Genomic DNA, 21,024 nt, shown 5'->3' on the forward strand with positions numbered 1-21,024 from the left:
TCAACACACGGAACTAACTCGGAAGAGCGGCAATCAACAGTCTGGCAGAGAGGGAGGACGTCCGCGTGCTTCACACGCGCACCCTGGGTCAAGGCCTGGCGGCCGCCGTGCAGTTCCAGGAGGGCGAGGATCCCGATGCCCTCGTCGCCGCCATGACCGCCGCGGCGGAGGCGGCCCTCACGCTCGAGGTGACCCACGCCAGCCGCGACGCCGAGATCGGCGGGGTGGCGGTCCGGGAGGGCGACGCCATCGGCCTGGTCGACGGCACCCTGACGGTGGCCGCCGCCGACGTTGACGCCTGCCTCCTGGCGCTGCTCGAGGGGCGCGCCGACGACTTCGGCGTCGCCACGCTCTTCCACTCGACGGAGGTGGCGCCGGGGAGCGCCGCGGCGCTGGCGGCCGAGATAGGGGAGCGACACCCCGAGCTCGAGCTCGAGGTCCATCCGGGAGCCCCGGACCTCTACCCGTACGTGATGGTGCTCGAGTGACGCGCGCCCATGACTTCATGGGAGGTTCATTAAGACCTCGGGCCGTAGCGGTCATGAGGCGCCCACCCCGCCCGGTTTATCGTGCGGCATGAGCTTGGAAGGAGGCCAACCATGAAGCGTTCCACTCTCCTACTCGCGGCCGCCGCGGCGGCCGCGCTACTGCTGTCAGGTTGCAACATCACCATAGTGCCGCCGGGACCGCCGCCGGCGGACGCGACGCTCTCGCTCGGGACCGACGCCGTCGCCGTCTGGAGCGAGCCGCTCGCGCCCGGCACCAGCGTGGTCTTCAAGTTCACCGTCCCCACCGCCCAGGCGGGCGTCGTCTTCTTCGAGCTCGACCAGGACCTGCCCCTGACGCTGCGCCGGCCGACGGACTTCTCGGTCTTCGCGAGCAGCTCCAGCGACCGCTACTTCGCGCAGGGTAGCGGCGGCCTCGCCGCGACCGCCGCGGGCGAGTTCGACGAGCAGGGAATAGGCACCCTGACGGCGTGCCGCGGCAGCTGCGTGATCCTGCCGGGCGGCGCCGCCACGTACTACGCGCGCCTGACGAACGACCGCGGCACGACCGTTACGCCGGCCGTCTACTTCTTCCGCGACGTCGAGCAGGACGACAACGAGGAGAACGACGTCCGGGCCAAGGCCACGTACTTCGATCTCACCGACCCGCTCGGCGACCAAGGCACCATAGAGCGCCTCTACGACGTCGACTACTTCTACGTCGACCGGACCGGCTCGTTCACGTTCGCTACCGCCCCGGGCAACCCGGTGGACCTCAGGTTGCAGGCGTACGCCTCTAACGGGGCGCCCCTCGGCAGCCCGGTCCAGACCGGCACCGTCGCCGTGGTCGCCGGCGACTTCTTCAAGGTCTACTCCGCCAGCCTCCGCGCCGGCGCGCCGGCCACGAGCCAGTACACGCTGCTCCGAACGCCCTGAGGGCGGCGCGCCCACGAGCGCGCCGAGTTGACCGCAGCGCCGACGGCGCTCCCGGGCGGTTCTCACGTCTCCAACGCATGGGCCGGTAAACTCGGCCCATGCGTTCCCCTCTCCCGTCACGGCGCGCCGCGCGGGCGGCCGCCGCCTGCCTGGCGCTGCTGCTCGGCGCCGGCGCAGGCGCCCAGACGTGCAGCGCCGAACTGAGCGAGGCGCTTCCGACGCCGTCGGGCGGCGCGGTCGCCGAGGCGGCGCCGTCGGGCGTCGTGGCCGCGGCGCTCCTCAAGGAGGCCGTCGAGCTGGTCGAGCCGGCGCTGCCGCCGTTGCAGTACGACGCGGCGGTGCCCCTCGAGGCCACGGACCCCTACTACCAGACCGTCAAGTACCTGGCGGAGCGCAAGCTCCTGCCGGCGTCGTGGCGCGCCGAGGAACTCGACGCCAAGACCTGGGCCGCCATGCTCGACGCCTTCCTGGCGTGGTACCGCCTGCCGGCCTCGGGCGTCGACGCGCCGACCGACGGCGCGGACATGGTGGCGGACGTGAGCCGGGTCCTCGACCGCGTCTCGCGCGCCATCCGGCCCGCCGCGCTGCTCGCAACGGACCCGGCGGACAGCAGCCGCACCAGCTTCTGGGCCATCATCTGGAACTGGACGGTGTACCCGCGCCTCCTCGTCGTGCGCCCCGACGACGGCGCCTCCTCGCGGCCCGCCGACGCCCTGGCCTCGCTCTCCAACTGCGTCCGACACGTGACCGCCTACATCTCGGCGCCGGAGGAGACTGCCAAGCGCCTGTTCCTGTCGCACAACAGCTCGCGGATGTACGTCGTGGCCAGCCAGCCGGGCAAGAACGGCTTCTGGCCGTACGAGGTGCCCGCCGGCGCGGAGCTGGCGGCCTTCGGGTTCGAGCTGCCGGACCTCAGCAGCGTGAGGCTCTACGCCGCCGTGTTCGACGGCCCGGAGGTCGGGTTCGGCACCCTGCTCGGGCTCTTCTGGCGCGTGCGCACCAACGTGGCGCCCACGGCGCTGATGGGCTACCTGAGCACCCCGGACTGAACGCCCCCGCGTCGCCCGCCGCTCGCGCCGCGATGTCAGGCGCGGCCTCGCACCCGGTCGAGGTCGTCGCGCATGGCCTTCGCCGCCGCCCGCGCCGCCGCGGCCACCTCGCGGAGGCTGCCGGCGTCCGCGGCGGCGGGCGGGTAGCTGAGCCCCCGGCTGGCGTTCACCACCGCCCCCCAGCCGTTCGCGTCGAACGCGTGGGCCACGTCGGCCGCGCCGGCCCCCTGGGCGCCGTAGCCCGGGACGAGCAGCAGGCTGCGGGGCGACCTGGCCCGCAGGTCGCGGATGGCGCCGGGGTTGGTGGCGCCCGCCACGATCCCCAGGCTCGAGTAGCCGTGAGAGTCGGCGGGCAGCGAGGCGGCCCGCGCCGCCAGCGCGTCGGCGAGACGGGTGTAGAGGGCGCCGCCGCCCTCCAGCCTCAGCTCCTGGAGGTCGCCGCTCCCCGGGTTGGAGGTGCGCACGAGCACGAACAGCCCGGCGCCGCTCGATTCCGCCGCCGCGATGAACGGCTCGAGCGTGTCGAGCCCCAGGTACGGGTTGACGGTGAGCGCGTCCGCCGCCAGTTCGGCGCCCGCCCCGCCCCTGGTCGCGAGCGGCGCGAGGTAGGCGCGCGCGTAGGCCTCGGCGGTGGTGCCGATGTCGCCGCGCTTGGCGTCGAGGATCACCGGTAACCCCAGCGAGCGGGCGTGCGCCATGACCCCCGCGAGCGCCTCGAGGCCCGGCAGGCCCAGCGCCTCGAAGAAGGCCACCTGCGGCTTGCAGCAGGCCACGAGGTCGTGGGTGGCGTCCATGACGGCCGTGAGGTAGCGCGCCACCGCCAGGGCGGCGGCGCGCGGGTCGGCGGCGTGCCCGGCCGTCAGCGGGTGCGCCTCCGGCCGCGGGTCGAGGCCGAGGCAGACGACGGAGCCGGCGGCCGCCGAGCGCGCCGCCAGCCGCGTCGCGAACGGTTCGGCCGGCGCTCCTTCGCTCATCCGCGCCGCCGCGGCGCTCAGGCCTGCGCGGCCTGGTCGCGGCCGTGACAGTGCTTGTACTTCTTGCCGCTCCCGCACGGGCAGGGGTCGTTGCGGCCGACCTTCTCGCCGGCGCGGATGGGGGAGGTGGGGCCGCTGCCCCGGGCCGGCCCCGCTGCGGCGCCGCGCGCCGCGCCGGCGGCCGCCACCCCCGTGGCGCCCGCCGCGCTGTACTGCACTGGCGCCTGCCGCTGCGGCCGGCGCTCCAGGCGCTGGTCGACGTTGACCTGCACGCGGAACAGCAGCTTGGCGACGTTGAGGCGGATGTTGGCGTTCATCTCCTCGAACAGGTTGTAGCCCTCGAAGGCGTACTCCTGGAGGGGGTTGCGTTGCCCGTAGCCGCGCAGGCCGATGCCTTGGCGCAGCACGTCCATGTTGTGGAGGTGCTCCTTCCAGTGCTGGTCGACCACCTGCAACACGATGAACCGCTCGAGCTCGCGCAGGAGCGGGGCGCCCAGCTCCTCCTCGCGGGCCTGGTACGCCGCCTCCATCTTCTCGACGAGTTCGTCGGTGACGTCGTCGGGTTGCTTGTCGCGGTACGGCTCGAAGTCCACCGTCTCGAAGACGGGCACCGCGTCGGCGAGGGAGGTGCGCAGCGCCCCCACGTCGCGCTCCTCCGGCTCGATCTGGGGGTTCAGGTAGCGCTGCACCTGCGCGTCGACGTAGCTGGCGATCATCTCCTGGACCTCGTCGGACATGTCGTTGCCGAGGAGCACCTCGCGGCGCTGGGCGTAGATGACCTCGCGCTGCTTGCTCATGACGTTGTCGTACTCGAGGAGCTGCTTGCGGATGCCGAAGTTGCGGTCCTCGACGCGCTTCTGGGCGCGTTCGATGGCGCCCGTCACCATGCGCGCCTCGATGGGCTGGCTGTCGTCCATGCCGAGCCGGTCCATCATGCCGAGGACGCGTTCGTTGGCGAAGAGGCGCATCAGGTCGTCCTCGAACGAGACGTAGAAGCGGCTCGAGCCCGGGTCGCCCTGGCGGCCGGCGCGGCCCCTCAACTGGTTGTCGATGCGGCGCGACTCGTGGCGCTCCGTGCCGATGATGTGGAGCCCGCCGAGGCCCACCACGGTCACGTGATCGGTCTCGGCGTCGTCGCGCAGCTTCTCGAGGCGCGGGATTATCTCGGGGCTCAGTCCCTCCAGCTTGGCGAGGGCGGCGCGCGCCTCCTCGGGCTTGCGCATCATGATGGCCTTGATGAAGAGTTCCGTGTCGGAGTCGTAGCGGTCGAACCCTTCGCGCTCGATCAGCTGGCGGGCGAGCCACTCGGGGTTGCCGCCGAGCACGATGTCGGTGCCACGGCCCGCCATGTTGGTGCTGATGGTGACGGCGCCGGAGCGGCCGGCTTGGGCCACGATCTCCGCCTCGCGACCGTGGTACTTCGCGTTCAAGACCTCGTGCTCGACGCCGCGCCGCTTCAGCATCTTGGAGAGGCGCTCGGAGGCCTCGATGGTCACGGTGCCGACGAGCACGGGCTGGCCGGTGGCGTGCACCTCGACGATCTCGTCGACCACGGCCGAGAACTTGCCCTCGACCGTCCGGTAGATGATGTCCTCCTCGTCGCGGCGGATGACGGGCTTGTTGGTGGGGATGACCAGGACGTCGGTGGCGTAGATCTCCTGGAACTCCTTCTCCTCCGTCTTGGCCGTGCCCGTCATGCCCGCGATCTTGTTGTAGAGCTTGAAGAAGTTCTGGTACGTGATGGTGGCGAGCGTCTGGTTCTCGCGCTCGATCTTCACGCCCTCCTTGGCCTCGATGGCCTGATGCAGCCCCTCGCCGAAGCGCCGGCCCGGCATGAGGCGGCCCGTGAACTCGTCGACGATGACGATCTGGCCGTTCTCGTCCTTCACGTACTGCTGGTCGAGGTGGTAGTGCTCGGCGGCCCTGAGCGCCTGCCTGAGCATGTGGCCCGTCTCCATGTTCTCGGGGCTGAAGATGTTGTCGATGCCGATGAGCTTCTCGGCCTTGGCGATGCCCTGCTCCGTGAGGTGGATGTCCTTCGACTTCGCGTCGGCGGAGTAGTCGCCCGTCGCCGGCTTCTCGCCCTCGGACGGCTCGCCGCGCTCGAGCTGGGTGGCGATCTTGGCCATGGTGTAGTACTTGTCGGTCGCCAGCTCGGCGGGGCCCGAGATGATCAGCGGCGTGCGCGCCTCGTCGATGAGGATGGAGTCGACCTCGTCGATGATGGCGTAGTTGAGGGGCGTGTCCTCGCGCAGCACCAGCTGGTCGGGGCGGAAGGCCATGTTGTCGCGCAGGTAGTCGAAGCCGAGCTCCGAGTTCGTGATGTAGGTGATGTCGTTGCGGTAGGCGTCGCGGCGGGCGGCGCCGTCGGTGTCGTGCTGGATGACGCCGACCTTGAGGCCGAGGCCGCGGTAGACGGGCCCCATCCACTCGGCGCCCGTGCGCGCGAGGTAGTCGTTGGTGGTGACGAGGTGGGTGCCCTTGCCAGAGAGGGCGTTGAGGGCCAGCGCCAGCGTGGCCACGAGGGTCTTGCCCTCGCCGGTCTTCATCTCGGCGATGCGGCCGCTATGGAGCGCGGCGCCGCCCACGAACTGCACGTCGTAGTGCCTCAGGCCGAGGTAGCGCTTGGCAGACTCGCGCGTGAGCGCGAACGCCTCGGGCAGGAGCGCGTCCAGGCTCTCGCCGCCCTCGGCGTGGCGGCGCCGCAGCGCCGCGTAGGCCGCGGCCAGGTCGGCGACCTGCTCCGTCCGTTCCTCGAGGGCGTTGGCGGCCCGCACGGCCTCCAACTGGATGCGCTTCACCTCGCGGTCGTTGTTGTCGAAGAGCTTCTGAACGAATCCGAGCATCTGTAACAGGACCTTTCCGCGCAGGCGCGGTAGGCGCCCGGGGGCCCGGCCTACCGCCGGGGCGCGCCGGGTCCGTCGCGGCGTGCCGCGGTGACCCGCGCGCCGCGGTGGCCCGCAGCGCCGGCTGCGGAGTCAACAGCGCACTCTAGCATGGCGCCCGTGGGCCTCCGAGCAGCCTGCCCGACGCATGGGGGCGGCGCGCCGGGGCCGGGCTCGCGCCGGCTAGAGGGGAACGCGCACGAAGGTCAGGGAGTTGGTGCCGTAACGCTTGCGCCTTACCTCGGCTCCCGCCAAGGCGGGCGGTAACCCCGGCCCCGCGAGGTCGCTCGGGTGCTGCAAGACGTAGAGGCCTCCCGGGCGCGCGGCGCCCGACGCCAACACGCCCGCGAAGGTGGCCCGGAGGTCGGTGGGGTAGGGCGGCGCGGCGGTGACGACGTCGAAGGTCCCCGGGTGGGAGGCGGCGAAGCTCAGGGCGTCGGCGGCGTGCACCTCCACGGCCAGGCCGAGGCCGGCGGCGTTCTCGGCGATCACCCGGCAGGCGGCGCGCGACAGGTCGACGCAGACGGCGGTCCAGCCGCGGCTGGCCGCCTCCAGTCCCATGGCGCCGGTGCCCGCGAACAGGTCGAGGAAACGCCCGCGCGGTTCGAACGCGATGACGTCGAAGAGCGCCTCGCGGAGGCGAGCCGGGCTGGGCCTGGTGCCGCGGGCCGGCACCTTCAGGAGGCGCCCCTTGGCGCTCCCGCCGATGATGCGCGGGCTTGACATGGCCGGAGCATAACCGCGGCGGCCCGGCCTGGCGGCGAGGGGCCGGTCGCCGCCGGGCGCGCTAGACTGATGGGTCGTGATACGCAACCTCGAGCCCGACGAACTAGCGTGGTTCATGCGCCAGGCGCTGGCGTTCGTGGGGCACCCGGACCCGGGCGGGTTGTCGCTGCGCGTCAACTCGCAACTGCGCGACGCCGTGGCTGACGCCGCCCACTGTCTCGTGGCGGCGCCCAGCGCGGGCGCCCCCACGGCGGGGTTGTACGTCGTCAAGAAGGGCGGCGGCTACGCCGCGCTCGAGCTCGAGTTCCGCAGCGCTTGGCATCACGACGACCCGGGCGCGTTGCGGGCGTTGGTCGACGGGCTCGTGGAGCGCGAGGGGGCCGAGGCGGCGACGCTGGTGCTCCACCTGCATGGCGCCGAGCGGGCGCGGGAGCTGGCGGCGCTCTTGGCGCCGTCGGGCTTCGTGAGAGACGACCTCAGGCGGCTGCGGTTCGAGCTGACGGACGTGCCGCCCCTGGGACGGCCGCTCGTCCTGGAGGCGTGGCAGCCGGACACGGAGGGCGCCTTCCGGGAGCTGCACCGGGACTGCGAGGGCGCCGAGGTCAGCGACGCCGGCTGGTCGTACCTCAAGCGCGGCGGCGGCCCCTTCCAACCCGACCTCTGGTTCGCAGCCCGGGAGGCGCTCGACCGGCCCACCGTCGGTTACGCCTTCGCGAGCTCCGCCACCCGCGAGATCGACTCCACCTACCAGCTCAGCGGGGTGGGGGTGCGCCAGCGCTACAGGGGCGACAGCGAGATGTTGCGGCGCCTGGTCGTCACCACGCTGCAGGAGCTGTCGTTCCGCAGCCCCGTCGGGGCGGTGGACACGGTGCTCGGCTCCGCCGACCCCAAGCTGATCGCCATCATGCGCTCGCTCGGCTTCGTGACGGTGGAGGAGACCCCCGCGCTGGTGATGCGGCCGCGCTGACGTGGCGGCCGGGCTCGCGCGGTGCCCGCCGCGTATCATGAACCCATGAACCTGCTGTTGCGGTGGGCGCTGTCGACGTTGGCGTTGTGGGTCACCGTGAACCTGGGGGTCGGGCTGACGCTGCCCGCCGGGGGGTTGGCGCCGTTGCTGGTGACCGCGGCGGTCATCGCCCTCGTGAACGCCGTGGTTCGGCCGGTGATGATACTCCTCACCTTGCCGCTGACGGTCGTGACCTTCGGGCTCTTCTTGTTGGTGGTCAACGGCCTGGCGCTGGCCGTGGCCGCGGCCGTCACGCCGCTTCAGGTCTCGGGGTTCGGTGGCGCCGTCGTGGGCGCCCTGGTGTTGAGCGTCTTGAACATGCTGTTGACGCGCGCGTTCGAACCGCGCGGTTCGGGGCGCTAGCGCCCGGCTTGGCTTGCAGCCGGCCCGGCGTCAGGGGTGGCCACCGTGGTTCGGCAGGTAGCGCTCCCAGATCGGGTCGATGTCGGGTAGCACGCCGTAGGCGCTCGAGAACATGAAGCGCGGCGCGAACGGGCGTCGCAGCAGGTGAAGGTTCGCCTCCTCCGGCGTGCGGTCGCGTTTCTTGGCGTTGCAGGCCTTGCAGCACGCCACGACGTTCTCCCAGTTCGTCGGTCCGCCCCGGCTGCGCGGCAACACGTGATCGAGGGTCAGGTCGAACGTGTGCCGCGCGCAGTACTGGCAGGTGTGATCGTCGCGCCGGAACACGTTCTTGCGGTTGAAAGCCACCCGCTGCCTGAACGGCCCCCTGACGAACCGCCGCAGCTTGATGACGCTTGGCACCGGGAACAGCGCGTTGGGCGAGCGGAGGACGGCGCCCGAATCCTCCACGCGGTCGGCGACCTCGTGCATCAGGAGCGCCACGGCGCGCTTGACCGAGCAGACGTGTAACGGTTCGAAGGAGGCGTTGAGGATCAGCACCCGCGCCCCGTTCAGGTTGGTGAGCGGCCGCACGTCGCCCTGGCCGGCGCCGCCGGCGTGGCCGGCCTGGTCGGCGGTCGTGGCCGCGGCGGGGCGACCGGGTTCACCCTGCGGCCTTGGGTGGGCCGCGGCGGCGGTCAAGGGATCGGGGTGAGCGGCGGCGGGGTCCTCCGGTCGGCGTGGCGTTGGCGGCAGTATAGCAGCCGCCCGTGCGCGCTCCGGCGGCGGGGCGCCGGGCGGCGGCTCAGGCGCCCTCGAGCGCCAGCTCGACCAGGCGCCCGACCAGGGCGCCGAACTCGAGGCCGGCGGCGCCCCACAGGCGCGGGTACATGCTGTGGCGAGTGAAGCCCGGCATGGTGTTTATCTCGTTCACGAGGAGCCTGCCCTCGCGCTCAAGGTAGAAGAAGTCGACCCGCGCCAGGCCGCGCGCGTCGACGGCCCGGAAGGCCGTGAGCGCCATGGCGGCGGCCGCGTCCGCGACGTCGCGGGGGACGGCTGCGGGGATGCGGAGTTCGGCGCGGCCGTCCGTGTACTTCGTGGCGTAGTCGTAGTAGTCCGTGTCGTACGTGATCTCGCCGACCGGACTCGCCTCGGGCGCCTCGTTGCCGAGGACCGCCACCTCGAGCTCGCGCGCCGCGTCCGCGGCGGCCTCCACGATGACGCGTCGGTCGTGCGCGAAGGCGGTGTCGAGGGCGGCGGCCAGCGCCGCTTGGTCGGTCACCCGGCTGATGCCGATGCTCGAACCGAGGTTGGCGGGCTTGACGAACAAGCGGGGACCGAGGGGAGCGAGGCGCGCGGCGACGGCGCCTGGGTCGCTCGTCCAGTCGTGGCGCGTGACGGCGAGGTAGGCGACCTGCGGCAGCGCGTGGGCGCCGAAGACCGCCTTCATGGTGAGCTTGTCCATGCCCACCGCGCTCCCGAGCACCCCCGATCCGACGTAGGGGAGGCCGATCACGTCCAGCAGACCCTGCACCCTGCCGTCCTCGCCGTACGGTCCGTGCAGGAGGGGGAAGACGACGTCGTAGGCGCGGGGGAGGGCGGCCAGCGTGGCCGCGTCATCGGTTGCCGCCTGTCGGTCGTCCCCGCCCGCCACCGTCGGCGGCGGCGAGGACAGCGCCGCCGCCGACGCGGCCGGCGACAGTAGCCTGCCGTCGCGCCCGACGACGAGGGGGGTGATGTCGAGGTCGCGGGCGGCGGCCAGCACCGAGCGGGCCGACGCCAGGCTGACCGCGTGTTCCGCCGAGCGCCCGCCGCAGAGCAGCAAGACGCGCGGGGCGCTCCTCACCACGGCCACCGAACCGCCGTCAACATGTGTAAGTTACACATCATGGGTAGCCTACTGCCGCCGGGCGTAGAGCGCAAGCGCGCCGAGCCGCGCGCCGCCCGCTAGCGGAACGGGGGCGTCAACCGCGCCAGCCCGGCTCCCGACGCTCAAGGAACGCCCGCACCCCCTCGGCCAGCTCGGGGCCCGTCCTAGCGGCCACGTTGAGGTCGACGGCCCGCTCCAGCGCCTCCGGCAGCGGCAGGCCGCCCGCCGTCAGGAAGAGCCGCTTCGTGAGGGCGAGCGACCCGGGGGCGTTGCGCGCCAACGCCAGCGCCCGCCCACACGCGGCCTCCAAGACCCGGTCGTCGTCGACCACCTCGTTGACCAGGCCCATCCCGAGCGCCTCGTCCGCGCCCACGAGCCGGGCGCTGAGCAGGAGGTCGCGCGCGTGCTTCTCCCCGACCTGCCTGAGCAGGAGCGCGCCGACGAGCGCGGCGACGAAGCCGATGCGCGCCTCCGTGTAGCCGATCCGCGCCCCGCGCCCCATGACCGCCAGGTCGCACGCCGACACGAGGCCGGCGCCGCCCGCCACCGCCGGGCCGTTCACGGCCGCCACCACCGGCTTCGGCGCCGACATGAGCGCCAAGAACAGCTCCGCGAGCGCCTCCGAGTCGGCGCGGTGGGCCGCCTCGTCCATGCTCAGCGTCGCTTCCAGCTCGGTGAGGTCCAGGCCGGCACAGAACGCCGAGCCGGCGCCGGTGAGCACGAGCGCCCGCACCGCCGGGTCGGTCATCGCAGCACCCAACGTCGCGGCAAGCTCCTCGCGGAGGGCGCGCGACAGGGCGTTGCGGTGCTCCGGTCGCGCCAACGTGACGACGAGCACGCTGCCGCGAAGCTCCGTCGTGAGACCGTGCGCTCGAACCGTCATGCCCGATGATACCGACCCGGCCGGAGTGAGACGAGGTGCGAACTTCCGGACTGCCGCTCCGCGCCCCGCGCGGGTAGGCTGGGGGCGCCGCCACGCGTGGCAGTACGGAGGCGCCCTTGAAGCTCCACCCACCCGGCCGTCCCTCGACCCTTGCCGCCCTCGCGCTGATGCTCCTGGCGCTGTTGCCCGCCTGCGCACCCGGTGCCGCGGTCCTGTCCCCGCCCACCTTCCAGCTGGACGCCGCCCGCTCCGGCTTCGTGAGCATCGACCCGCCCGGCGTCGGCGATGGCGCGGCTCTCTTCCGGCTCGCCCTGACCGTCGGGAACCCCAACCCGGTGGCGGTGCGACTGGCCGGGCTGGACGGCGACCTGTTCCTGCGGGAGACGCGCGCCGCCTCCACCTCATTCCGTGGCGGCATCGACCTGCCGGCCAACGCCAGCGCCCCGCTGATCCTCGACGTCAAGGTGCCGCTCGGCGCCGCGCCGCTCCTGCTCGACGCCATCGGCAACTACGTGGCCGGCAACGCCGTGCCCTACCGCTTCGACGCGGCCGTGACGGTCGACGTCTTCGGGGCGCCGCAGCGCTTCCCCGCGTTCACGTTGGCGCGCGGCGAGCTCACGGGCGGCGCGGGCCTGGCGGCCCCCCGCCTCACGCTCACGGGCTCGGAACTACGCTTCGAGGCGTTGAACCGAGTCGTCGTCGCGCTGACGGCGGAGCTCGCCAACCCCGGCATCATCGGCTACCTGGTCGAGGTCCCGCGCCTCGTGTTGGGAGTGGGCGGCGCCGAGGCGGCCACCGCCGCGCTGGCGCAGGTCGGCGTTGCCGCCGGCGGGCGGTCCGAGGTGACGCTCACCTTCCGCTTCGACCCGACGGCGCTTGGTGCGGCCCTGGTGGCCCAGGTGCAGGCGGCGTCCGCCGGCGTCGGCGGCCTGAGCGTCCAGTTGGCCGGCGCCTGGCGGTTGGAGGCGCCGGGCATCGTGACCACCGCCCTGGAACCGACCACGCTCCTCCGCGACGTCCTGCGCTAGGCGCCGGTGGGGACCACGGGGCCGGGGCGAGGCTCGGCTGCCGGGGCGAGCCTCAACCGCCGGGCGCGCCCCCGTCCCGGCCTCCGCCCGGGCGCCGGGCCAGCCGCGCCAACGGCGCGGGCAGCCACCAGTTCCAGCGACCGGCGAGCGTCATGACCGACGGCACGAGCGCGAGGCGGACCAGCGTGGCGTCGAGCACGATCGCGACGGTCAGGCCGAGCCCTAGCGTGCGGATGAGCTCGACGTGCGAGAAGAGCAGCAGGGCGAACACGGTCACCATGACGGCGGCGGCGCTGGTTATCACGCCCCCCGTCGAGGACAAGGCCGTGGCGACCGCGTCGTGATCCGACATGCCGCGCTCGTGGCCCTCGTGGATGCGCGCCACGAGGAACACCTCGTAGTCCATGCTCAGCCCGAACACGATCGCGAAGATGAACAGGGGCGCCGACGTGTCGATGTAGCCGAGGACGCCGCCCACGCCGAGCAGCCTGGCGACGACGCCGTCCTGGAGCACCAGCGTCAGGGCCCCGAAGGTCGCTCCCACCGTCAGCGCGTTCAGGAGCACGGCCTTCAGCGGGATGAGCAGCGAACGGAACGCCCAGCCGAGCAGGAGCGCCGTCACCAGCCCCACGAGCCCGAGCGCCAGCGGGAAGTACTCGTACAGGGCGCGCGTCCACTCCGTCCCCTGCACGTACACGCCGCCAACGCGCGCCTCGAGCCCGGCGGTCGCCAGGGCGCGCTCGATGCCGTGGTACAGCTCGGCGCCGGCCGCCGGCGTGAGCGCCCCCTCCGGCACCACCCGCGCCAGCGCGTAGCGTCCGTCGCGGCTGATGGTGGCGCGGGCCAGGGGCGCGATCTCGCTCCGTAGCGCCAGGTCCGCGCTCGCGTAGTACTGGTAGAGGAACAGCTTGGGGATGCTCTCCAGCGCCATGGGGGACGACACGCCCGCCACCCTGTCGAGGGCGCGGAGCTCGGAGGTCAGGAGCGACACCTTCCGCACGTTCTCCGGACGGTAGAAGCCGGCAGGACCCAGGTCGACGAGGACGTCGAACGGGTTCAGGAGCCCCTCGAGGCCGAGCCCCTCGAGCGCCGTGAGGGTGCGGCGCGCGTCCGTGGCGGCCGTGAGGCCGCGGGCGCCCGGATCGGCCACCTGCATGCGCAGCGACGGCAGCGCCAGCAGCACGAGCACGCCCACCCCCACCACGCTCCAGAGCCACGGCCGCCGCATGATGGCCAGGGCCCGGGCCCGCCAGAACGCCCGCGAGCGCAGGCCCGGCTCGCGCTTGGTGACCCGCAACCAGTTGACGCGGTGCCCGAGGAGCGCCAGCGACGCCGGCACGGCCGTCACCGCCACGAGCACGCTCACGCTGAGCACCACCATCGTCCCGACGCCGATGGAGCGGATGAACGCCACCGGCGGCACGAGCAGGGCGGCCAGCGCGACCAGCACGGTCAGGCCGCTGAACGTGACGGCCTTGCCGGCCGTGGCGGCAGCGCGCGCCGCCGCGAGGCGGGAGTCGAAGGTGCTGCGCAGCTCCTCGCGGTAGCGGTTCACGATCAGGAGCGCGTAGTCGATGCCCGTGGCCAGCCCGAGCATCGTGACGATCGTCTCCGTGAACACGGCGAACTCCACGAAGTGACCGAGGAAGTAGAGCAGCCCCAACGACACGGAGATGGAGGTCACGGCGCTCAAGAGCGGCAGGAGCGACGCGACAACCGCGCCGAACGCGACGAGCAGGATGACGAGCGAGATGGGCAACCCGAAGACCTCGGCGCGGCGGGCGTCGCGCTGGCTGACCTGCTCCAGCTCGAGCACCGTGGCCGGCCCGCCCGACAGGTCGAAGCGGAGAGCCGGCGTGGCGGCGAACTCGCCGCGCACCCGTCGCGTCACGACCTTCCCCTCCGTCAGGTCCACCGTGTCGATGCCGATCAGCAACACCGACAGGTCGTTCGCCTCGTCCAGCAGGTTGAGGCCGCTCGAGGCGCGGTAGTCCCGGACGTACGTCACGCCGTCCAGGGCGAGGAGGCGCGTCGCCAGTGAGTCGAGTTCCTCGGCGTACTCGCTCGAGCCAGCCCTCACGCTCACCCCGTGCGCCACGGCGACCAACGTGGCCTCCTCCGGGTTGGCGAAGGCGGTCGCCAGCAACTCCTGGACGGCCGCGGCGTTCCCGTGGCGCGGCGCGTCGGGCTGTGCGCTCAGAACGGCGCCTACGCGCGCGCCGAACGGCAGCGAGGCGAGCGCCAACGCGAACCACGCTCCCAGCACCCAGCGGGGGTAGCGCGCGACGAGACCACCAAGCCGCGTGAACACCCGTTCCTCAGCTCGCCAGGAAAGTGTCGATCACCTGGCGAGCGCCCGTGTCCTTCGTGCGCGTCTCGCCGGCCACGTGCCCGTCGCGCAGGAAGACGATGCGCTCGGCCACCAGCGCCGCCGCCGGGTCGTGCGTGACCATCACCACCGTCCAACCGTGCTCGTCCACCCCGCGTCGCAGGAGCTCCAGGACCTCGGCGCCCGTCTTCGTGTCGAGGTTGCCCGTCGGTTCGTCGGCCAGCACCACCGCCGGGTCGTTGATCAGCGCCCGCGCCATGGCGACGCGCTGGCGTTGCCCGCCAGAGAGTTGCCGCGGGCGGTGCTCGAGGCGGTCGTCGATGCTCAGCTGGCGTGCCAGCACCGCGAGGCGACGACGGCCCTCGGCCAGCCGCCCCGCCACCTCGGCGGGCAGGAGGATGTTCTCGCTCGCGCTCAGGTTCGGGATCAGCTCGAACGACTGGAATATGAAGCCGAGCCGGTCGCGTCGCAGCCCGGTCAACTCGTCGTCGTCGAGTCCCGACGTCGAGCGGCCGGCGATCCTGACCTCGCCCGCGTCCGGCTGGTCGAGCAGCCCGAGCATGTGTAGCAGCGTGCTCTTGCCGCTGCCGCTCGGACCCATCACCGCCACGAACTCGCCCTCCCTCACCTCCAACGTCACGCCGTCGAGGGCGGGGATCACCTCGTCGCCGAGGCGGTACGTCTTGCGCAGGCCGTTGGCCTGCAGCGCGAAGGGCCTGTCAGACATGCTCACTCCAAGAGGCGAGGGCGCGCGTTGGCGCCATCCTCGCGGCCCGCCTGGCGGGCAACAGCGCGGCTACGAGGCCGATGACGGGCGAGGCGGCCAAGGCGAGCAGCGCCAGCGGCCACGGCACCCGCGGCGCGAGCACGAAGCCCGTGAGGGCACCGGCGCCGTTGGTGATGATGCGGGCCAGGAGCAGTCCGAAGCCCACGCCGATGAGCGCGCCGACGGTCGTGACGATGATGCCTTCGGCGGTGACCAGGGTCCGCACCCCGCGGCGGGTGAGCCCGATGGTGCGCAGGACCGCGATCTCGTGGCCGCGGCTCGCGAGGTTCATGCCGAGCGTGTTGGCGACGCCGAGCGCGGCCACGATGACGGCGATGAGCAGCAGCACGCGGGTGGTGGCGAACGCCTGGCTGGTGACGTCGAGGATGTAGCGCTTGTAGTCGGCGTTCTGCGTGATGTCGAGAGCAAGCTCGGGGAAGGCGGCCAACAGGCGCTCCTTGACGGCTGTCTGCGACTCGCCCGGGCTCACGACCACCACGAAGAGGTCGGGGTTGCCGCCCCCGAAACGCGCGATCTGATCGATGCTCCCCACCACCGCCTCGCCGCCCCCCGTGAAGTCCACGACGACGCCGCCCACGCGGAACGGCGCGAAGCCGTCCGAGGTGCGCAGCTCGATCTGGTCGCCCTTCTGGAAGCCGTAACGGTCGCGCATCGTGTTGGCCACCAGGACCTCCCCCGAGCGGAGGGTGTCGTAGCCGGTGCGATCGTCGCCCTGACCCGGCAGGTACTGGAAGCGGCCGAAGCCGCCGTCCGGGTCGAAGCGGGCCGGGTCGACGAGCACGAGCGCGACGGCCCGGCCCCGCGTGTCGCCGCCGGGCTGCAGGAAGCGCACGGCCGTGATCTTCACGCCGCTGGCGACGTCGACGCCGGGGACCGCCTGAGCGCGCGCGGCGAAGTCGTCGGGGAACGTCACGGGCGCCGTGACGAACAGGTCGCCCACCACCGTCGTCTCGACCCAGGACGATATGGCGTGGTTGGTGCTGCTCACCATGCTGCCGACGCCGATGACGAGCCCGGTGCCGACCACCACCGTACCGATGGCGACGCCGTTGCGAGCGGCGTTGCGGGCCGCGAAGCTGGCGCCGAGCTTGCCCGGGGCACCGAAGACGCGGGTGAGGGGGCTCCGCAGCGCGGCCGTTACCGGCGGCAGGACGTACGGCGCCGTCAGGGCGACTCCCAGGAAGAACATGCCGAGCGCCACGGTGGTGGCGTAGAGGGCGCTCAGGCCCGGCCAGGGCACGAGCGCCAGGGCGGTGCCGGCGACGACGAGGGCGAGGCCGATGACCGCGTGGCGCCGCCGCGGCGGCAGAGCGTTAGCCTGCAGCGACGCGATGGGAGAGGTCCTGCCGGCGTTGCGGGCGGGGATGATGCCCGCCACGAGCGCGGCGGCCACGCCCAGCGCGGAGGCGAGCAGGACGTTGCGCACGGGGAGCACGAGCGTGCGGAACTCGTAGCCGAGCGTCACGGCGTTCAGGTACGTGACGACGTAGGAGAGCACCACCCCTAGCAGCACCCCGCTCAGCACCCCGAAGGCGGCGAGGGCGAGCGCTTCGTAGAAGGCGAGGCGCATGGTCCCGCCGCGGGTCATGCAGACGGTCCGCAGCAGGGCGTACTCGCGTGAGCGCTCGACCACCGACGCCATGAAGGTGTTGTAGGCCAGGAAGGCGCCCAACGCCAGGAGCGTCGCCGCCAGGACGCTCAGCCCCGACTGAAGCGTCTGCACGATGCCGAAGGTGAAGTCGCCGCTGCCGGCGGGGAGCGTGACCGTGAAGCCGTCGCCCACGGTCGTCCTGAGACGGGCGGCCACTGCCTGCACGTCGTCCACGTCCCGCACGACCACCTCGACGTTCGAGACCCGCCCCGTGAGCGCGAGGACGTCCTGCAGGTCGGCGAGCGCCATCACGCCGACGCGCCCCCCGTTCGTGCTGGCGATCCCCACGCCGTCGTCGAGGAGCCCTGTCACGAGCAGCGGCACCTTGCCGGTCGCCGTAGTGAACTCGACGGTGTCGCCCACCGCGATGGCGCGCGAGCGGGCGAAGCCGTCGGCGATGGCGATGCCGCGCGAGCCCGCCGCTGGAAGGCTCCCCTCGGCCAGCTTGGCGGGGAGGTCGTCCTCGAAGCGCGTCAAGCGGCCCTGGATCTGGAAGCCGCTGTCGACGCCCGGGATCACGGACTTCTCGACGGTGCGCTCGCCGCGCGCGGGCTCGGCGCGCGTCTGCAGGACCGGTAGCGCCGCGGCGACGCCGGGGTCGGCGCGCACCTCGCTCAACAGGGGTTCCGCCTCGAAGACGGCGCGGCCACCCGCTCCGGGTGTGACGACCAGGTCGGCCTTGCCCGCCGCCGCCTGGAGGGCGCTGCGAAGGTTGGCCTCCACGTTGGCGCCCACCGACAGGGTCGTCAAGACGGCGGCTATCCCGAGCCCGATGCCGAGGGTGGTGGCGACGCTGCGCCAGGGGTGCCTGAGGAGGTTGCGGAGGGCGAGGCGCACCAGGGTGCTCACGGGGGCAAGTGTACTCGGCCGGCGGCCCTCGGCTTGGTGGGCCGCGGCGGCCACCGTGGTAGCGTCCAGCCGAGCAGGAGGGAGCTCGTGCACATCCTCTACGTCGCAGACGACCTCTACGAGGGGTTCGGTGGGCAGGCGCGCGCCACGCAGGGGCACCTGGCCGCGCTTGCCGCCAGGGGGCACGAGGTCACGGCCGTGGCCGGACGCGACGCGCACCCGTCGCAACCCCCGCCCGGCGTCACGCTCCTGCGGGTGCCGTCGTTCCGTCTCGGCTCGGCCCAGACCCGCATCGCCCTGCCGCTACTGTCCACGCTGCTGCCCGCCGTCGCCCGGGCCGACGTTCTGCAGGCGAACACGCCGGCCGTCCTCACCGCCGTCGCGCTGCTGCTGGCGCGGCGACGGGGCGTGCCGGTCGTCCTCGGCGTGCACACGCAGGTCGAGACGAGCACGCTGCAGCTGCCGATGGTCGCCGGGTTCGTGGCGCGCGGCCTGCGGGCCTGGTACCGCTGGCTCTTCTCTCGCGCCGACCTGCTCGTGGCGCCGACCGCGTTCGCCGCGGCCACCAGCCGTGACTTCACGAGCACGCCGGTCGAGGTGGTGTCGAACGGCGTCGACGTCGGCAGCTTCCCGGCGGGACCGCGCGCGGTCGGAGCGGAGCGCCTGCTCGTCTACGTCGGCCGCCTCTCCGCGGAGAAGCGGCCACGGGACCTGCTCGCGCTCATGCACGAGCTCCCCGGCCACTACCGGCTCGTGATGGCCGGCGCCGGCCCGCAGGCCGCCGAGCTGGCGCGCAGCGTGGAGGCGGAGGGGCTCTCCGGGCGCGTGCGGCTGGCCGGTTACGTCGGCGAGGCAGAGAAGCGCGAGTTGCTCGCGAGCGCCGACGCGTTCGTGATGCCGTCCCCCACGGAGCTGCAGAGCATCGCCACGTTGGAGGCCATGGCGGCGGGCTGCGCCGTCGTCGCCTTCGACCACCCCACCAGCGCCGTGCCGGGCCTGGTCCGCGAGGCGGGGGGCGGCGTGGTGGTGCCGCCGCGCGACGCCGCCTCTCAGGCCGCCGCCATCGAGGCCCTGTTGGCGGACGCCGACGAGCTCGCTGCCTGCCGCGCGCGGGCGCGCGCCTACGCGGTGGCCAACGACGTGGCGCGGAGCGCCGAGCGCCTCGAGCAGCTTTACGTCGGGCTCCTGAGCGAGGGGCGGGCGGCGTCGTGAGCTCGCCCGGCGTGGCCGGCCGCGTGATCGCGGTCACCGGGGCGGCGGGCGGGATCGGGCTGGCCACCACGCGCCGGCTGGTCGAGGCGGGCGCCGTCGTGCGCGCCTTGACTCGAACGGCGGCCGGCGCCGAGCGGCTGACGGCGGCCGGTGCCGACGTCGTCGTCGGCGACGTGGCCGATGAGCGGGTCCTGGCGGACCTGTTCGCAGGAGCGTCGTTCGGGCTGCACCTGGCCGCCTGGATGGGCGGCAAGGGCGGGGCCTCGGAGGCGCGGCGCGTCAACGTGGTCGGCGCACGCGCGGTGGTGGCGGCCGCTGCCGAGGCGAGCGTGCAGCGGCTCGTGCACGTGAGCAGCGTCGCCGTCTACGGGCCGACGCTGACGGGCGTGGTCGACGAGAGCCGCCAGCCGCGGGCCGTGGGCGATCCCTACGGCGACACCAAGCTGCAGGGCGAGGTCGCGGCGCGAGGCGCCGCCGAGGCCGCGGGGCTCGACCTCGTGACCCTCAGGCCCACGATGGTGTACGGCCCCGGGGTGTCGTCCTGGACGCTGGCGCCGCTGCGCGGCCTGGCGGCCGGCCTGCCGCTGACGCTGGGGCGCGGTGACGGTCTGCTGGACGCCGTCTACGTCGACGACGTGGCCCGCGCCCTCCACCTCGCGCTGGTGGCGGGTGCGACCGCCCGCGGTGGGACCTTCAACGTAACGGGTGCCGCCGTCACCTGGAACGAGTTCTTCGGCGCTTACGCCGCCATGCTTGGCCGCCCGCTGCGCCGCGTGCCCGCTGGGTTGGCGCGCGCCGCCGCGCGCTTCGCGGCGCTGGTGACGGCCCCGCTGGGGGACGCGCGCGTGGTGGGCGAGATGGTGGAGGTCATGCTGAGCACGGCGACCTTCAGCGGCGCGGCGGCCGAGCGCGACCTCGGTTACCGCGCCGAGGTCGACCTCGCCAAGGGCATGTGGGCCACCGCCCGGTGGTTGCGCGAGTCCGGCCGGCTCCCCGGGCCGCGCTCGGCCCTGGTGGTCGGGGCCGGCAGCGGGCTGGGGCTGGCGGTCACGGACGAGCTGGCGCGGCGCTACGTGCCGGTGGTCGCGGCCGACCTGCGGCCGCCGCCGACCGTTCCCGCCGGCGTCACGCCGCTCGAGGTGGACGTCCTGGACCCCGCCCGGCTGGCGGCCGCGGTCGAGCGCGTGGAGGCGGCGGGCCCCGGACCCGACGCCGTCGTCGTCACCGTTGGGGCGCTCAGGCCGGGCGCGCTCGAGTCGCAACCGCTCGACGACGTGCGCCTGCAGCTCGAGCTGAACGCGGTGGGGCCCTTGAACGTCGTGCGCGCCGTGGCGCCCGGCATGCGGACGCGCCGGCGCGGCCGGGTGGTGGCCGTGAGCTCGACCAACGGCCTCCTCGTCACGCCGTTCATGGGGGCCTACTCGGCGGGCAAGTTCGCGTTGGAGGCGTTGATGGACGCGCTGCGCCTCGAGCTGCGGCCGTTCGGCGTCGAGGTCGTGCTGGTCCAGCCGGGCGCCATGCGCACCCCGTTCGCCGCGCGCGCCAAGGAGCTCCTGGCCGAGGAGGCGCGGCGGAGCGGCCAACCGTGGGACGCCTACCTGCTGCGCCTGCGCGACTCCGACCTGTGGGGCGAACGCACGGCCGCCGACCCGGCCGCCGTCGCCCGCGTCGTCGTCGGCGCCGCGACGGGCGGGCGGGCCCCGGCGCGCATCAAGGGCACGCGAGAGGTTCCCCTCCTGCGCCTCTTCTCCTGCCTGCCCGACCGCGTCAAGGACCTCGTGTTCGAGGGACCCCTCGGGCTCAGGCGCCCCCGTCCTCGCCGTCGTCGGCCGTGACGTCGTCCGGGTCCGTCCCGGCCCGGTGGCGCCTCCCGGTCCCGTTCCCGGTCCCGGGGCCGGCGGCCGCCGCGACTGCCTCGCGGGCGGGGCGGCCGGGGCGGTCGCGGCGGCGCGTCAGGAGCAGCGAGGCGCAGAGCGGCCCAAGGACGAAGGCAGCGTAGAACGTCGTCAGGCGCC

16 protein-coding genes and 1 pseudogene are annotated in these 21,024 nt (G+C 73.3%); 8 read left to right on the top strand and 9 right to left on the bottom strand.

Annotated elements, in window-relative coordinates; all coding sequences use genetic code 11:
- Positions 1-32: 32 nt before the first annotated feature.
- The 3 genes and pseudogenes from H3C53_05015 to H3C53_05025 all read left to right on the top strand — a co-directional run bounded on the left by H3C53_05015 (position 33) and on the right by H3C53_05025 (position 2,470).
- Positions 33-488: pseudogene (locus tag H3C53_05015) on the top strand (kinase).
- 111 nt (positions 489-599) lie between these two features.
- On the top strand, positions 600-1,421 hold the full coding sequence (locus H3C53_05020) for a hypothetical protein (protein ID MBW7916034.1): 822 nt from the start codon (positions 600-602) through the stop codon (positions 1,419-1,421).
- Between the two features lie 98 nt (positions 1,422-1,519).
- The gene (locus tag H3C53_05025; GenBank protein MBW7916035.1) at positions 1,520-2,470 is read left to right on the top strand and encodes a hypothetical protein; all 951 of its coding nucleotides are present in this window, start codon (positions 1,520-1,522) and stop codon (positions 2,468-2,470) included.
- A gap of 35 nt (positions 2,471-2,505) precedes the next feature.
- On the opposite strand, the gene pyrF is transcribed toward H3C53_05025, so the two are convergent.
- The 3 genes from pyrF to H3C53_05040 form a co-directional block, all read right to left on the bottom strand.
- Positions 2,506-3,444: an orotidine-5'-phosphate decarboxylase gene (gene pyrF, locus H3C53_05030; protein ID MBW7916036.1), complete on the bottom strand. Its 939-nt coding sequence runs from the start codon at positions 3,442-3,444 to the stop codon at positions 2,506-2,508.
- A gap of 17 nt (positions 3,445-3,461) precedes the next feature.
- Positions 3,462-6,290: a preprotein translocase subunit SecA gene (gene secA, locus H3C53_05035; GenBank protein MBW7916037.1), complete on the bottom strand. Its 2,829-nt coding sequence runs from the start codon at positions 6,288-6,290 to the stop codon at positions 3,462-3,464.
- A gap of 222 nt (positions 6,291-6,512) precedes the next feature.
- Entirely contained in the window at positions 6,513-7,055 is a 543-nt protein-coding gene (locus H3C53_05040; protein ID MBW7916038.1) for an RsmD family RNA methyltransferase, read from the bottom strand.
- 76 nt (positions 7,056-7,131) lie between these two features.
- Here H3C53_05040 and H3C53_05045 point away from each other — a divergent pair, with 76 nt between their 5' ends.
- Positions 7,132-8,022 (top strand): hypothetical protein, encoded by an 891-nt coding sequence (locus H3C53_05045; protein MBW7916039.1) that lies wholly within the window; start codon positions 7,132-7,134, stop codon positions 8,020-8,022.
- Positions 8,023-8,067: 45 nt separating this feature from the next.
- On the top strand, positions 8,068-8,424 hold the full coding sequence (locus H3C53_05050) for a phage holin family protein (protein ID MBW7916040.1): 357 nt from the start codon (positions 8,068-8,070) through the stop codon (positions 8,422-8,424).
- A gap of 30 nt (positions 8,425-8,454) precedes the next feature.
- On the opposite strand, the gene H3C53_05055 is transcribed toward H3C53_05050, so the two are convergent.
- The 3 genes from H3C53_05055 to H3C53_05065 form a co-directional block, all read right to left on the bottom strand.
- Positions 8,455-8,961, bottom strand: a complete 507-nt coding sequence (locus H3C53_05055; GenBank protein MBW7916041.1) for an HNH endonuclease — start codon at positions 8,959-8,961, stop codon at positions 8,455-8,457.
- 244 nt (positions 8,962-9,205) lie between these two features.
- Entirely contained in the window at positions 9,206-10,246 is a 1,041-nt protein-coding gene (locus H3C53_05060) for a D-alanine--D-alanine ligase (protein ID MBW7916042.1), read from the bottom strand.
- A 118-nt stretch (positions 10,247-10,364) separates the two neighbouring features.
- Complete coding sequence (locus H3C53_05065) at positions 10,365-11,153, bottom strand: enoyl-CoA hydratase/isomerase family protein (protein MBW7916043.1); 789 nt, start codon at positions 11,151-11,153, stop codon at positions 10,365-10,367.
- A gap of 116 nt (positions 11,154-11,269) precedes the next feature.
- On the opposite strand from H3C53_05065, the gene H3C53_05070 reads away from it, so the two are divergent.
- Complete coding sequence (locus H3C53_05070; GenBank protein MBW7916044.1) at positions 11,270-12,181, top strand: LEA type 2 family protein; 912 nt, start codon at positions 11,270-11,272, stop codon at positions 12,179-12,181.
- A gap of 52 nt (positions 12,182-12,233) precedes the next feature.
- Here H3C53_05070 and H3C53_05075 read toward each other — a convergent pair whose 3' ends face one another.
- Genes H3C53_05075 through H3C53_05085 form a run of 3 tightly spaced genes read right to left on the bottom strand, consistent with a single transcriptional unit; the run spans position 12,234 to position 17,797 of the window.
- A complete protein-coding gene (locus tag H3C53_05075) occupies positions 12,234-14,492 on the bottom strand; it encodes an MMPL family transporter (GenBank protein ID MBW7916045.1) in 2,259 nt (752 codons plus the stop codon).
- Positions 14,493-14,499: 7 nt separating this feature from the next.
- On the bottom strand, positions 14,500-15,237 hold the full coding sequence (locus H3C53_05080; protein MBW7916046.1) for an ABC transporter ATP-binding protein: 738 nt from the start codon (positions 15,235-15,237) through the stop codon (positions 14,500-14,502).
- Complete coding sequence (locus tag H3C53_05085; GenBank protein ID MBW7916047.1) at positions 15,230-17,797, bottom strand: ABC transporter permease; 2,568 nt, start codon at positions 17,795-17,797, stop codon at positions 15,230-15,232. Before H3C53_05085 ends, H3C53_05080 begins: the two co-directional genes overlap by 8 nt.
- Positions 17,798-17,884: 87 nt before the next feature.
- On the opposite strand from H3C53_05085, the gene H3C53_05090 reads away from it, so the two are divergent.
- The gene (locus tag H3C53_05090) at positions 17,885-19,009 is read left to right on the top strand and encodes a glycosyltransferase (GenBank protein ID MBW7916048.1); all 1,125 of its coding nucleotides are present in this window, start codon (positions 17,885-17,887) and stop codon (positions 19,007-19,009) included.
- Entirely contained in the window at positions 19,006-20,844 is a 1,839-nt protein-coding gene (locus tag H3C53_05095; GenBank protein MBW7916049.1) for an SDR family NAD(P)-dependent oxidoreductase, read from the top strand. Before H3C53_05090 ends, H3C53_05095 begins: the two co-directional genes overlap by 4 nt.
- Positions 20,845-21,024: the final 180 nt, after the last annotated feature.

The sequence above is a fragment of the Trueperaceae bacterium genome, from assembly GCA_019454765.1.
Classification (GTDB): domain Bacteria; phylum Deinococcota; class Deinococci; order Deinococcales; family Trueperaceae; genus JAAYYF01.

What these genes read in the sequence shown, in the direction of transcription:
- H3C53_05050 (MBW7916040.1), top strand. Translation starts at nt 8,068, where the DNA reads ATGAACCTGCTGTTGCGGTGGGCGCTGTCGACGTTGGCGTTGTGGGTC.
- H3C53_05040 (MBW7916038.1), bottom strand. Translation starts at nt 7,055, where the DNA reads ATGTCAAGCCCGCGCATCATCGGCGGGAGCGCCAAGGGGCGCCTCCTG.
- H3C53_05020 (MBW7916034.1), top strand. Translation starts at nt 600, where the DNA reads ATGAAGCGTTCCACTCTCCTACTCGCGGCCGCCGCGGCGGCCGCGCTA.
- secA (MBW7916037.1), bottom strand. Translation starts at nt 6,290, where the DNA reads ATGCTCGGATTCGTTCAGAAGCTCTTCGACAACAACGACCGCGAGGTG.
- H3C53_05025 (MBW7916035.1), top strand. Translation starts at nt 1,520, where the DNA reads ATGCGTTCCCCTCTCCCGTCACGGCGCGCCGCGCGGGCGGCCGCCGCC.
- H3C53_05065 (MBW7916043.1), bottom strand. Translation starts at nt 11,153, where the DNA reads ATGACGGTTCGAGCGCACGGTCTCACGACGGAGCTTCGCGGCAGCGTG.
- pyrF (MBW7916036.1), bottom strand. Translation starts at nt 3,444, where the DNA reads ATGAGCGAAGGAGCGCCGGCCGAACCGTTCGCGACGCGGCTGGCGGCG.
- H3C53_05080 (MBW7916046.1), bottom strand. Translation starts at nt 15,237, where the DNA reads ATGTCTGACAGGCCCTTCGCGCTGCAGGCCAACGGCCTGCGCAAGACG.